Source organism: Arcicella sp. GW458-12-2-14-TSB2 (assembly GCF_059423785.1).
In genome coordinates this window covers 1-13922 of sequence record NZ_JBWKYN010000161.1, presented here as the reverse complement: position 1 = coordinate 13922, position 13922 = coordinate 1, and the positions used below count along the sequence as shown (strand labels likewise).

Annotated in this window: 14 protein-coding genes; 7 read left to right on the top strand and 7 right to left on the bottom strand. The window is 35.7% G+C overall.

Features of this window, described 5'->3' with window-relative positions; genetic code table 11:
• The 3 genes from AC07XN_RS19090 to AC07XN_RS19080 form a co-directional block, all read left to right on the top strand.
• Window positions 1–192, top strand: a 192-nt coding sequence (locus AC07XN_RS19090) for a DUF3885 domain-containing protein (protein WP_494744198.1), incomplete at its 5' end; no start/stop codon positions are given.
• Between the two features lie 295 nt (window positions 193–487).
• Entirely contained in the window at window positions 488–1390 is a 903-nt protein-coding gene (locus AC07XN_RS19085) for an NAD-dependent epimerase/dehydratase family protein (RefSeq protein ID WP_494744197.1), read from the top strand.
• Between the two features lie 65 nt (window positions 1391–1455).
• Window positions 1456–2412, top strand: coding sequence for an aldo/keto reductase (locus AC07XN_RS19080; RefSeq protein ID WP_494744196.1), 957 nt, complete (start codon window positions 1456–1458; stop codon window positions 2410–2412).
• A 190-nt stretch (window positions 2413–2602) separates the two neighbouring features.
• Here AC07XN_RS19080 and AC07XN_RS19075 read toward each other — a convergent pair whose 3' ends face one another.
• Entirely contained in the window at window positions 2603–3370 is a 768-nt protein-coding gene (locus tag AC07XN_RS19075) for a hypothetical protein (protein WP_494744195.1), read from the bottom strand.
• Window positions 3371–3660: 290 nt separating this feature from the next.
• Here AC07XN_RS19075 and AC07XN_RS19070 point away from each other — a divergent pair, with 290 nt between their 5' ends.
• Window positions 3661–4047 (top strand): glyoxalase, encoded by a 387-nt coding sequence (locus AC07XN_RS19070; protein ID WP_494744194.1) that lies wholly within the window; start codon window positions 3661–3663, stop codon window positions 4045–4047.
• Here the strand turns inward: AC07XN_RS19070 and AC07XN_RS19065 are convergent.
• Window positions 4023–4892, bottom strand: coding sequence for a DMT family transporter (locus AC07XN_RS19065; protein WP_309921544.1), 870 nt, complete (start codon window positions 4890–4892; stop codon window positions 4023–4025). The genes AC07XN_RS19070 and AC07XN_RS19065 overlap by 25 nt on opposite strands.
• A gap of 74 nt (window positions 4893–4966) precedes the next feature.
• Between AC07XN_RS19065 and AC07XN_RS19060 the strand changes: the two genes are divergently transcribed.
• Complete coding sequence (locus AC07XN_RS19060) at window positions 4967–5605, top strand: AlbA family DNA-binding domain-containing protein (protein WP_494744193.1); 639 nt, start codon at window positions 4967–4969, stop codon at window positions 5603–5605.
• 332 nt (window positions 5606–5937) lie between these two features.
• Here the strand turns inward: AC07XN_RS19060 and AC07XN_RS19055 are convergent, their stop codons facing one another.
• From AC07XN_RS19055 to AC07XN_RS19045, 3 genes are all read right to left on the bottom strand, one after another.
• Window positions 5938–6852, bottom strand: a complete 915-nt coding sequence (locus AC07XN_RS19055) for a hypothetical protein (RefSeq protein ID WP_494744192.1) — start codon at window positions 6850–6852, stop codon at window positions 5938–5940.
• A gap of 366 nt (window positions 6853–7218) precedes the next feature.
• On the bottom strand, window positions 7219–7695 hold the full coding sequence (locus tag AC07XN_RS19050) for a hypothetical protein (RefSeq protein ID WP_494744191.1): 477 nt from the start codon (window positions 7693–7695) through the stop codon (window positions 7219–7221).
• Window positions 7696–7872: 177 nt separating this feature from the next.
• Window positions 7873–8883, bottom strand: coding sequence for a LacI family DNA-binding transcriptional regulator (locus AC07XN_RS19045; protein ID WP_494744190.1), 1011 nt, complete (start codon window positions 8881–8883; stop codon window positions 7873–7875).
• Window positions 8884–9082: 199 nt separating this feature from the next.
• On the opposite strand from AC07XN_RS19045, the gene AC07XN_RS19040 reads away from it, so the two are divergent.
• Together AC07XN_RS19040 and AC07XN_RS19035 are read left to right on the top strand one after the other, a co-directional pair.
• Window positions 9083–10234: a galactokinase gene (locus tag AC07XN_RS19040; protein ID WP_494744189.1), complete on the top strand. Its 1152-nt coding sequence runs from the start codon at window positions 9083–9085 to the stop codon at window positions 10232–10234.
• 279 nt (window positions 10235–10513) lie between these two features.
• Window positions 10514–11554 carry a UDP-glucose--hexose-1-phosphate uridylyltransferase gene (locus tag AC07XN_RS19035; RefSeq protein WP_309921565.1) on the top strand — a complete coding sequence of 347 codons (1041 nt, stop codon included), beginning with the start codon at window positions 10514–10516 and terminating at the stop codon, window positions 11552–11554.
• 478 nt (window positions 11555–12032) lie between these two features.
• On the opposite strand, the gene AC07XN_RS19030 is transcribed toward AC07XN_RS19035, so the two are convergent.
• On the bottom strand, window positions 12033–13265 hold the full coding sequence (locus AC07XN_RS19030) for a lipocalin family protein (RefSeq protein ID WP_494744188.1): 1233 nt from the start codon (window positions 13263–13265) through the stop codon (window positions 12033–12035).
• A gap of 381 nt (window positions 13266–13646) precedes the next feature.
• Window positions 13647–13922, bottom strand: a 276-nt coding sequence (locus AC07XN_RS19025) for a hypothetical protein (RefSeq protein ID WP_494744187.1), incomplete at its 5' end; no start/stop codon positions are given.

Below are 13922 nucleotides of genomic sequence, written 5' to 3'. Positions count from 1 at the left end.
GTAATACAATGTATAGCCGCTTATGAATTGGGTATTGAACCATCAGCTAATATTAATGCTTATTTAATAAGTTTCGATAATATTTACGTTTTAATTAATTTATATGATGATAGAGGCATGGAAGTATTAACACATGATTCAGTTTTGAATAAACTAATTTCTGATAAATTTAACTTATTCCTAAATAAATAATATTCCCAATATAGTTATAGTGTTCGATAGCACCGTTTCAAGTTTGCGACTTGGATAGTCTCAATCTGGTCTTAGGTTGTCCTAAGACCTAAAATTGAAAAGAGCTTTTCGCTTTTAGTTAATGTAGAGGACACCCTCCCTTGGCGTAGTGTTTTTACTACGTCAAGGTGTACTGCAATGTTACATGGCAAAAAGGAAAAATATATTACACCAAACGAAGGTTCATCAAAACTTTCCGCCCTTGTTGGAGTTATTTCCAACAAAGGCAAAAACCCCTTATTAATTCAATAAACAAATGACTAAAATGAGAATTCTTTTTACGGGTGGTTCGGGAAAAGCAGGAAAGTACGTAATTGCGTATCTGCTCCAACAAGGACACAAGGTACTGAACGTGGATATAACACCTTTGAATCTTGTAGGGGTTGAAAACCTAATAGCTGACATTACGGATGCTGGACAAATGTTTAATGCCATGAGTTCTTACATAGGCTTAGGTGAATTGGAAGGTGGCAATGGTGTTCCAAAATTTGATGCCGTAGTACATTTTGCCGCAGTTCCCAGAATTTTGATTAAACCAGATAATGAAACCTTTCGAGTGAACACAATAGGGACGTATAATGTGATTGAAGCAGCCGTTAAACTGGGTATTAAAAAGATTATTATTGCTTCTTCGGAAACCACTTATGGAATCTGTTTTTCAGATGGACAAACTGACCCGAAATCATTACCGCTTGAAGAGGATTATGATGTGGACCCTATGGATAGTTACGGATTATCAAAGGTTGTGAATGAAAAAACGGCACAGAGTTTCCAGCGTCGTTCAGGCCTTGATATTTATGCACTCCGAATTGGAAATGTGATTGAACCTCATGAATATGCTGAACTATTCCCGCATTATTTTAAAAATCCTGAAGTTCGTCGCAGAAATGCTTTTTGTTATATAGATGCCCGTGACTTAGGACAAATTGTAAATTTATGTTTACAGAAAGACGGACTTGGGTTTCAGATTTTCAATGCTGGAAATGACCACAACGGTGCCATTATTCCAAGTAAAGAATTAGTCGAAAAGTTTTTCCCCAACGTACCAGTTACTCGTGAATTAGGCGAACACGAAGCCTTATTTTCTAATCGAAAAATCCGAGAAGTGCTTGGATTCAAAGAACAACATAATTGGAGGAAATACGTAAAGGGTGAGTGATTTATCGTTTGGTAAGCCTACTGAAAACTGTATATACAAAACAATCAAATTGATAACAAAAAATCATGAAATATCTTCAATTTAGTAATAATGACAGCATTCCAATGTTGGGTTTAGGCACTTGGAAATCAGCCAAAGGTGAGATTTATCAAACCGTTAGAAAAGCCATAGAAATTGGTTATCGCCATTTTGATTGTGCCTTAATCTATGGTAATGAACACGAAATAGGGCAGGCAATTTCAGATGCTATCAATAATAAAGAGGTAACCAGAAATGAGCTTTGGATTACCTCAAAACTATGGAATAATCGCCATAAAATAGTTGATATTCAACCAACTATTGAAATAACATTGGACAGTCTAAAACTCGAATATTTAGATTTATACTTAATTCATTGGCCAGTGGCACTCTTAAACAGCGTAAATTATCCAAAAGATGGAAGTGAAATGGTTGACTTGAAGCACATTCCTTTGGTGGAAACTTGGCAGGGGATGATTGCTTTAAAAGAAAATAATTTGACCAAGCATATCGGTGTTTCAAATTTTAGCATTAAAAAAATCAATGAATTAATCCATGAAACTGGTGTTTGTCCAGAAGCCCTACAATTAGAACTACATCCATTTCTTCAACAAAATAAAATTGTAGATTTTGCCAATGCCAACAACATCATCCTCACTGGTTTTTGCCCTCTTGGTTCGTCAGATAGACCCATCAATAGGATTACAGCAGGTGAACCCAAGTTGTTTGAAAATAAAACAATTATAGATATTGCCCAAGAGAAAGGAAATACACCCGCACAAATTATGCTCGCTTGGGCAATCAATAGAGGCACATCGGTCATTCCAAAATCCGTAAATCCACAAAGGTTAAAAGAAAATATTGAAGCCGCTGATATTGAACTTACACCTTTAGAAATGGAGAAAATTAATAAATTAGATCAACATTATCGATATATTAAGGGTGATTTTTGGTGCTTAGAGGGCAGTGGCTACACCTTAGAAAACCTTTGGGATGAAGTTTGAAGTAGGGCTGAATTAATAAAGACCAATATGCCTGCGAGGGGAGAATTCCGCCTTTGTTGGAATTATCTCCAAGAAGGTGGGCTACAGCAATGCACCACCCCTCGCTTGGCGTAGTGTTTTTTACTACGTCAATGTATACTGCAATGTTACATTGCAAAAAGGCGAAATAACCTAACACTAGAGACGGCTCTCAAATTGAGGATTTTTTTAGTTTTTTACATATTAAATCGCTTTTCAAATACCAAGAATTTTGATTTACCTTATCTATTAAAAATACTATTTTAACGCTCTCGCGTTTCTTGGGTAAAATATCATTTTTGCCTAATCCATACTCTAAACCTTCACAATATTGATTTATTTGCCCCGTAAAGCAAATGTCTAACAATTCATCTTTATTAATATCTTCTTGAGATAATCGAAATAAAAAAGGAGAATAACTTATGCAGTCTGTACTATTGTTGTAGATGGGTATTCCGTCAGAGCAAAATCTATCTGAGGAAGTATCTAAAATGGGCGTTAACTCTTTATTATCAGCCTTGTATATAATGAAATATCCTCTACTTTTCACCTTGTGTAGCCCTCCTATAAAACCTTCTTTATCTGTCTTCTTTACCTTAATCATTTGCAAGGTTTCTATCCATAATAGGGATGCTTTATTTTTATTGGTAATAATATAGCATCTTTTAGGAATAACTGAGGGAAGTTTATCAGATAAATTAATTTGATAAACTTCTACTTTTCCAATACCTTTAATAGAAACTGGGGGTAATTTTTCTATTGTCTTAAAATCAATAACCTTTACACCTTGGAAATCACTGGTAAAACTTTTAAGCAACGCCTCACAAAAATTTGATTTATTTGAAAAATTCCCATTAAAACTTTCAAAATATCTGTTCTTATCTAATTGTCCTTGACAAAAAGAGTAAGATAGTAAAAGAATAACTATTGTTTTTTTCATGGCAAAAAATTGAATGGTCTTATAGGTGTCATTCCCCCCTGTTGGATTATCTCCAACAAAGGCGATTTTTTTGTTTTGTTAAAATTAAATCATTTCTTCTATTTTACCTTCCTTTAGCTTATTTTACTCTTCTTGATGTGCAACGCAATATACTAAGCGAAAGGATTAAAACATTTTCAAATCAATACTGTTTACTTAAAAGTACTTGATAGGCAATACCTCCGCGAGTAAAGAGCCATAGAAAACAAACCTTCTCCTCCTTTGAAGAGGTTAAGTAATAAGATTATTATATGTATAGAGAGCAAGAATTACCAAAACTAAGACCTATTATTACATTTGAAGTTGAGGCGAATGGTGAAGTTGAAAAATTTCAGAATGAGGTATTAAGACCTATCCTGAAATTACAGAACGACTTATTGGTTCAGATTTTCATACAATATTGTCATCAACGCAAAGGCGGATTCTTTAAATTAGCTGATAAAGACAAGCTGCTATATATCGACCAGACAATCAGAAAAGACATGAAGTTCAAGCATTATCTGGAAGGTGTAATTGCAGGGCATTTTACCTTGGATGAGTACCAACGTTTCTTAGAAAATGAAGATGAACTTACTAAAAGGATGATTCATTTATTGATACAAAGGCTACAAAGTCAGCTCTTTTTATTAACCAAATAAATACCACATAATACAATCAATCCACCAATAATTTGTTCGGTTCTTAGGATTTCGCCCAACAGGAAAAAAGAAATAATCGACGTAAGTACTGGCTGAATGAGTAAGGTAGGCGACACGATGGCGGCTGGAATAAAGCCCAACGCATAATTTATAGAAAGCCACCCCGCCAAATGGCAGATTAAACCCGAACCCACAAAGGCTATCCATGTAGTTTGATTGAAATGTGTCATTTCTAAATCCTGTTGCCAACAGGTAAGAAACGAGAAAATCAAACAGGCTATTAACGACCATGCCATAAAATTAACGGTATCGACCTTCCCTCTGATGCGTTGGGTAATGAGCATATACCCTGCATAAAATACAGCGGCACCTATAGCCATAAAATGCCCCAACCCCACACTAGGATTTTGCAAAATATCTTTGCCCGCTACCAGAAAAACCCCTACCATAGCCACAGCTAGCCCAAGCCAGTATATTTTAGGCAGTTTTTGTTTAAAAAAAAGCAATGTTCCTAAACCAACAAATACCGAAGCATTGTTAGCCAATAAAGTAGAAACCGACGCAGAAGTGCGGAGGATAGAGAGATTCCAGAGGCTCATGTCGGCTACGAACAACAAGCCTGCGATGGTTATTAAAATGGCAGTGTTCGCATCAGGGATTTTGATGCCTTTGTATAGCCAAATTGGCACCAGACCAATAAAGCAAAAAAAGTAACGATAAAACCCAGAAGTAAGGGCTGGGGCATCGGCCATTTTGACAAAAATAGCAGACCAAGCGATACAAAAAACGCCCAACAGGAGGTATAGATATGCCTTTAAAGGAATGTCGGAATCTTGTGTTTTCAAAATATTGTTAATAACGTATGAAGTATAATCCAAAATTACCGAAATTGTTCATTATTTACTCATAAGCGAAACGAATGACAGAAAAACAATTATTTGAAATACTAAAACAAAAAGAATCTACCACATTAGAATTTAAAAGTAGAATAGATAGTCCTTATAAAATAGCACGCACCTTGGCAGCCTTTGCCAACACTTCTGGCGGACAGTTGATTATTGGTGTAAATGACGATAAGTCGATAAAAGGCTGTTCGGAAATAGAAGAAATGACGAAAGTAATCTATGCTGCCAGCGAGCTAGTAGTCCCTCCTATTGATATTGTGTATTCGTCGGTAAAGGTGGAAGGCAAACACAATATTATGATTGTGAATATTACTGAGGCAGTCAATAAACCGCATGAATCAATAGACGAACACGAGCATCGTACAGTATATGTTCGGGCAAATGATGAGACTACGCCCGTAACAAAGGAGATGACACAAGTGATGATTAAGGCGGATAAGGACATCAACAAGCAAATATTGGAACAACCCAACGTAAAGTATTTGATTACTTACTTGAAAAAGAATACTAAAATTACGGCTAAGGAATATGCTAAACTGGTGAATATTTCTGCCTATAGGGCGACCAAATTGTTAGAGGCTCTTACTTACGAAAGTATTTTATTGATGCTGTCGAGACAAAAACCTACGCAGTTTGTGCTTCGGAAATGGTGATTTTGCTTTCGGCTGTCGGTCTTCGGATATCGGATTTCAGTTGTAGGCGATAGGGATGTGTAGTCGCTTGGCTTTAGCCGAGTGACTACTATCCACAGAAGCCCTCTGGGCGAACTTTGAATAAGGAAACAAATTGTAATTCTGCGTTTATGTCACCCCGTCGGGGTTTCGTTTAAAAAACATGTTGTTTTTCTATAATCATGTCATCCCTTCAAGATTACGCTCGTTTGGTGTTTTGTATGGATTTTATTTTTATGCGTTTATTTTGGGAGCTTTTTTTCAGAATACCAAAGGCTGACATCTAAAGACAGATGCCTGAAAACAAGAAAGCTTTAGTTTGGTATATCCAACACATAACAGTAGAGTTTCTTATTTACTAAATATACAAGATGTAATCGCCCATTGATTTCAACAATTTTAAAGTTTGGTTCCCCTTCTGTGAAATCTAATGGATTAGTCTTGAGATTGGTGAAATAATCTTTTAATTGAATTGTCATTACATTTTCAAGGCGTTCATATTGAGCTTTTCTTTTTTTAACGCTTAATTTAGTAAACTCATCTTCAAAACAATACACGTATTTATCATTTGAATAAGCTAAATAGCTTTTTTCATATCCTTCGTTTTCATCATCATATAAATAATATGATTTTACCAGCGTATTGGTTAACGTATCATAACGATACTCTGTGAGTCCTTCTGGTGAGTCCGTTACCATTGAAAGTAAATTTTTTGTTTCACGATAAGAACTTTGAGTATAACTTACATCAATCTTTCTACTGTATAAACGCTTATTGGCATCATAAACAATGTATTCATCCATTCCAGGTACCACAAGTAAGGAGTATTTTCCGTATAATAAGACATGATAGTCAACATTAGTTTTAAATTTTAAAGAACTTTTCAATCTCTTTTTTTTATCAAGAAAATAAATATCGGAATAGCCATAAACAATACTCCCTGCTGTAGTATTTATGACATTAAAATTCTGATATATCTGACTTTTTATTGTTTGCGTATAGTCAATGCTTTCTTTTTTGGTTGAATAATTATAAATAGCCCATTGTTTTTGTAGGTTAAATGCTAACAGTTTATCTTCAAAAATATTAAATTGATGGGGTGTGAATAAGCCTTTGAAGTACTTGGAGGAAGCTAAATCCAACACAAATAATGGCTGTTTTTTTTGTCCATGTATAGATGGGATACTAAACAAAATAGATAGGATGAAACCAAAAAATATATTTTTCATAATGCTAAATTTGTAAAACTGTTATTTAAAATTTGTTTGGGAATGATTAAAACCATAGACCAAGAAAACGACCTTAATACTAGTGTTTTTTACCGATTCAGAATGTCAAGTTATATATAAAATTATTGGCGACAAACCTAAATGTAAGCAAAGTTTGAAAACCCTTTTTAATGCCTGCTATTAAGAGCTATTGGATGACTTTTCACGCATTATTTTTCTATAATCCTGTTATCCCTTCGGGATTACGCTCGCTTTGTGGTTGTCTGAACTTTATTTTTCATCCTCCCGCAGTCGCTCGTATTTGACAAGCGACTGCCTAGCTAAAATCCGACAGCCGACGACCGAAAGCCGTCACCCATAGAAAAATTAAAAAATAGAAGTTCTTTTAAAATTTACCTTCAAAGGTTTTAAGATTCTTTCTTCAAATTTATCTCGTTCTTTGATAGTCTCAAAAAAGCCATAGTCATGATTTAAATCTTTCCATTTTCCTATCTCCATGCCATCATTAATGCTTACAATTGCAAATTGACAACTTGTATTATTAAACTTTCTTACCCATGTTTGAACAATTTGATTTTCTTTCTGATAATAAAAGTAACACATAATCCACTTGTCTTCTTGTCCTAAAACATCATCCGTTAATCCAGTTGCTGAGGGAATATCATAAGAAGGATTATTTATTTTAAACTTTTTGATACGCTCAATCAACAATGAATCACTCATTTCTATTTCGTAAACTTCCGCATTCGGATATGACCCAGGAGCAAATAGACTTCCTAATGTATAGAAACCCCACATCGTTAATACTATTAACACAATAATTTTTAGTATTTTCTTTTTCATCATTTATGGTGGTTTATTGGTTTTACCCGCAGATTTTCACTGATTTGATACGCTGATTTATGGAGATTTTTAAAAATTAGCATGCTTCTCCCGCAGTCGTTCGTCTTTGACTAGTGACTGCCTAGCTGAAATCCGAAAGCCGAAGACCGAAACCCGACGACCGACAGCCGAAAGCCCCTAATGCACCACCAACTCCGTATCAATAATAATCTCTTCAGGCATTAGTTTTTCTGCTGGTTTGGCATCTATTATCTTTAATAGCAACAACGCCGCTTGCTCGCCCATTTTGTAGGCAAATTGTTCTACCGATGCCAACGGTGGGTTATCTAAATATGCCGTAATAGGCAAATTAGCAAAACTTACAAAATGAATATCACTATTGGGTACAATGCCATTTTGCCGACAGCTTTGCATGGCATACAGGGCTACATAGTCGTTGAAACATAAAACTGCCTCTGGTTTTTCTTGTAAAGCCATCAATTCCTCCATTTTCTTAAAGGTATCTTCTTTGCTCAAATCTGTAGATTTGATATAAGCCTGAACAATGGGCAGTCCTAAAGATTTTAGGGCTTTCCAATAACCCTCTAAGCGTTCATTTGAAATCTCCAGATTTGATGGCCCATTCAGAATAGCAATTTTAGTGATGCCTTTGTTGGCTAAAAAAGACGTGGCTTCAAAAGCGGCTTCTAGGATGTTGCCCCTTACTTTATTAACAGCTACGTCTTTGGGTACTCTATCAAAAAACACCAAAGGAATACCATAATTTTCTAGTTCCTTGAAAGAATAATACTGCGTAGTCTCGGCTGAAATAGAGGCTATTACGCCATCTACCCTACTACTGATAAACGATTTTATCGCCCTGTTTTCGCGCGCTAATTTATCCCTCGACTGGCTGATTACTACGTTATACCCTTTTTCACTAATAACATCTTCGATACCCGTAATGGCCTGCGAAAAAAACTCCTCCTGCAAATGCGGAAACACTACGCCGACAGTATAGGTTTTGTTTTTCCTCAATAATATTGCCGCAGGATTTGGCACATAGTTTAGCCGTTTGGCTACTTCAAAAACCTGCTCTTTGGTTTTAAGCCCAATTCTTGGATGATTCTGCAATGCCCTCGATACCGTAGAAATAGCAATGCCTAATTCTTGAGCAATATGTTTAATAGTAACCTGACTTTTCTGCATGATACATCTTTGAGATTGGATTTGTAAAATTAGGGAGATTTTTGAAGTTTGTGCAAAATTTGCGCAAATGTTTGTAATGCCTTTCTAATAGGTTTTATGGTACTTTTTCAATTAATTTCATTGTCTAGCGTAGATGATGGCAATGAGTATTTCTAAAAAATATCGTCCTTTGATTTAAAATTTAATTTTACGCTCAGAGATGTACCCAGAAAATATTATTGCCAAATTTCAAGAACAATTTTCAAAACAAGCTTCCCTAGTGGTTCGTGCGCCAGGACGCATCAACCTTATCGGCGAACATACCGATTATAATGATGGTTTTGTGTTGCCTGCGGCTATCGATAAAGCCATTTATTTTGCCATTGCCCCTCGTCAGGATGACACCTGTAATGTATATGCCTACGATTTAGAAAGTAGCGATACTTTCAGTATTAGCGACATTCAGAAATCTACTAGCAGTTGGGCAAATTACTTGATTGGCGTGGTGGATGAAATCCAAAAAGCTGGACAGACTATCAAGGGTTTTGATTTAGTTTTTGGTGGAGATATTCCTTTGGGGGCTGGCGTATCGTCGTCGGCTGCTGTAGAAACGGGCTTGGCTTTTGCCTTGAACGAAATCTATGGTTTAGGTTTAGCAACCATGCAAATGGTAAAAATCGGGAAGGCTGCCGAAAATAATTTTGTAGGCGTAAACTGTGGTATCATGGACCAGTTTGCTTCGATGTTTGGTAAAAAAGATGCGGTAATTCGTTTGGATTGTAGAAGTCTTGACTACCAACATTTTCCGTTGTCGTTACCCAACCATACTATTATTCTTTGCAATTCTGGGGTTAAACACTCTTTGGGTGATTCTGAATATAATACCCGTAGATTGGAATGCGAAGAAGGGCTGAGGATTTTAGGAGGTATTTATCCAGCCGTAAAAAGCTTTAGAGACCTGTCGCTTACAATGGTAGAAAATGCCAAAGATAGTCTTTCTGAAAATGTGTATAAACGTTGTGTATATGTGGTGGGCGAAATTGACCGCGTAGTAGTGGCGTGCGAAGCCTTGGAACAAAACGATTTGGCGACTTTTGGTAAAAAAATGTACGAAACCCACGATGGTCTGCAACATAATTATGCTGTATCGTGCGAGGAGCTAGACTTTTTAGTGGACGAAACTCGCGAGGATAGTGCCGTAGTAGGCTCAAGAATGATGGGTGGAGGTTTTGGTGGTTGCACTGTAAACATCGTTGAAAAAAGCAATGCAGCAGCATTTTTACAAAGAATCAAAAGAGCGTATCAAGCTAAATACCAAAAAGATTTAGTGACTTACGAGGTGGCTTTGACGAATGGAACGGAAGTGATTTAGAGGTAAGACGTTAGACACAAGACTAAAGACTATAAGACTTTAGGATGTAAGATTAAAATACAAGATTGAAGATTTTTTGGATTATGGAATTATAAAAAATCTCTAAAATCAGCGAATCAAATCAGCGGGTAAAAAAGCAATAGATTAAAAAGCTTTTACCCGCAGATTCACAGAGATTTTATCCGCTGATTTACGCAGATTTTTTAAAATCGACGACCGACATCCGAAAGCAAAAACAAAAAAGCTTAAAGCTCATAGCTTACAGCTCAAAGCATAAATATGAACTCAATTTTTGAAGAACATCCACATAGAAGATATAACCCACTGACAGACAGTTGGGTATTGGTATCGCCACATCGTGCCAAACGTCCGTGGCAAGGGCAGGTAGAAAAAGTAGCTGGCGACGACCGTCCTGCTTACGACGAAACCTGCTATCTGTGTCCGACAAACACTCGGATGAATGGCGAAGTAAACCCTGATTATCAAGACGTTTATATTTTCAATAACGACTTTGCGGCTTTGTTAGAAGACACCCCTCAGCATAGTTTTGAAGAAGACGAATTGTTCAGAGCGGAGACCGAAAGAGGATTGGGCAGAGTAATTTGCTTCTCCCCTCGCCACGACCTGACCGTACCAGAAATGGAAGAAACGGCCATCAGAAAAGTAGTGGATGCATGGGTAGATGAATACCTAACCCTTGGCGGAAAAGACTTTATTAACTACGTTCAGATTTTCGAGAACAAAGGTTTTGTGATGGGCTGTTCAAACCCACACCCACATGGACAAATTTGGGCATCGTCATCGATTCCAGATGAACCCATGAAAAAGCAAATCGCCCAACTGAAATACTGGCAGAAAAACCAACGCTCTTTGTTAGCAGACTATCTAGAAAAAGAGTTAGTAAAACAAGAAAGAGTATTATTTGAAAACGAGCATTTTGTGGCCCTCGTACCTTATTGGGCAGTCTGGCCGTTTGAGACCATGATTGTTCCGAAGCGTAAAATGGCAAGAATCTCGGATATGACCGATGCGGAAAAAGACGCTTTTGCAAATGCCTACAAAAGGTTGACAGTACGTTACGACAATCTTTTTGAGACCTCCTTCCCCTACTCGGCTGGTGTACACCAAGCCCCAACCGATGGCGAAGCGCATGACGAATGGCATTGGCATTTTGTATTTTATCCTCCGCTTTTACGTTCGGCAACGGTCAAGAAATTTATGGTAGGCTACGAAATGCTAGCGAACCCACAAAGAGACATCACCGCTGAAAAAAGTGCGGCAGTATTGCGTGCTTTATCAGAAGTACATTATAAGCTGTGAGTTGTGAGTGATGAGATGTGAGCTTTAGGTTTGTAGTTGTCATTGCTTAGTCATTGTATAAACAGTATTTATATTACAAAATCACTTAACCATTAAACACATTATCCCTTAACGGGTTTTTGATTCGTATTTAAAAAGGCTTCACTTTGTGGGGTCTTTTTTTGTTTAGTGAGTTAGTGAATGGTGATTATATTGACTTTTACTCCGCAGTCGCTTGGCTTTGCCGAGTGACGAGTATCGCAGAAGCCCTCTGGGCGAACTTTTGATTAGGGTATAATTAGTTTAAACCCCTTCATCAACTCTTCTGGTCGTAGGTTCTCCTACGACCTACAATACCAAAGAGCGTTACGCTCAAGTAATAGTAGTTATTGAAGTAAACACCCTGTTCACACATAGATGCAAGCGTGATGCTCTTCTTCATTTATGGTCGTAAGAAAGTCTATGACAAGATGCAGTCTAATTCAAAAGATATTTTTTGCTATTTACACATATACGTATACGCTACAGTACTTTTTTTACCATTTGTAGTGATAGCTTCACTAGCCAAAATATATCCTTTGTCATTAAAGGTATATTTAATATTAGTTTCATAGCTTATTTTACCCGTTTGATCGTAATAGATGCTCTTAGAAGGATGATATTTGTTATTATCGTTAAAACTTAGATTACCATAATTGTATAAATAAACTATTTTTGTTTTGGCAGGATTAGATGTCCAATCTACTATTTCAGATACCAAATATTTTGACGAATTATATTTTGTGCTATACAACTTTGATAAATTTCCATTCGAGTATTCTACATCATAAATCAAAAAATAATTATATTTTTCTCCCGTTAAACCATCATACAAATAAGTGCTTGTTCTAGTATTGTTTCCAATAATATCATATTCTTCATAATCAATAAATACTGGATATTTATCTTCTGGAGATGAAGAAAAAGATTCTCTTCTATTTATTCTTTTATTCTTATCACAAAAGATTTTTTCAGCAATTATGCCATTGTTAAACTTTGTAATATATGGTTTAACATCTGAACCTATGTTAGATTCAGTCTCTTCATATGTGTAATTTGATATAGTTTCATTACCAAAAGTTAGACTATAGCTTTTGGAAGTTATAGCTATCACTTTATTTTCATCATTATAGAAATATTCAGACGTTGTTTCAAAATTTTCATCTTTGGAAGTATAAGTCTTTACCAAACAATCAGGTGTACCATTGGTACTTAATATTTCTTTTAATGATTTATAATTGGACGTTCTATTATACTTTGTGATTTTGTTGCCTGATAGGCTTGCATTAAAATCATCAATAATGGATTTTATCCCTACTTCATCTTCTGTGATGTCTAATTGTCCATCTTTTAAGTTAATATTTACACTAAATGTCTTCGTATTTTTTGTAATAGTTAACGTATTGCCTGAGACTTTATAGGTGATACTAGCTCCATCCTGTGTACCAGTGCCATTTTCGTTGAAAACCCAAGTGAGTGTTTTTTTGATTTTCTGACTTACCCCATTATTACTAACTTCTAAGTCATATTTTAAGTCTTTATTTTGAATACCAACAGTAGCAGAGCCTGTAGCGCTTTGGAATCGCCATGTGCCAACGATATTCAGTTCGGGTACTAAATCGCTATTCGTAGAACAAGAGATCGCAATAAATAATAAAACAATTAAAGCAATTTGTGTGAATTTTGTGTACATAAAGGTATTTAAAAATTGGTGGTAGTTTAAATAGTGTTTAAAATTAATCTTATTAATTTATAAATTTTATTGGTAAGAAAAATAGTTTCAATAATATTGTAAGGATAAAAGTATCAGCCTCCTCTAGTCATAAGTTCTCCTACGACCTACAATACCAAAGAGCGTCTGGCTCAAGTAATAGTAGTTATTGAAGTAAACCACCCATTCACTAATAGATACGAGCGTAATGCTCTTCTTCATTTACGGTCGAAGGGAAGCCTACGACCAGATACAGTATAAAAAAACCTCAAAATTAGTTAAAACTGGTGACTTTTGTACAGGAAAATATGAACGTTTAAAGTACTTTTTCAAAAAGTATAAGATACATTATGGTATTGATTCTTAATGATTTTGCTCCATAGAATGAATATAAAGATTTAAAGAATATAAGTAGTCATCCTCAAAATAAATAGCCCTCAATTCATTGTATAAAAATGTTTCTTCATTTAACCATTCACAAGCTTTATTAATCAAATGAACTTTCATTGATTTCTCCCTTGATATTTTAATGACACCAACATATATTTTCTCATGATTTTTTAGTTCTATCCCTATCAGCACTCTGTTTTCTTTCAATACATCAAATACTTTATTTGTTACTTCTAAGTCAAATTCATA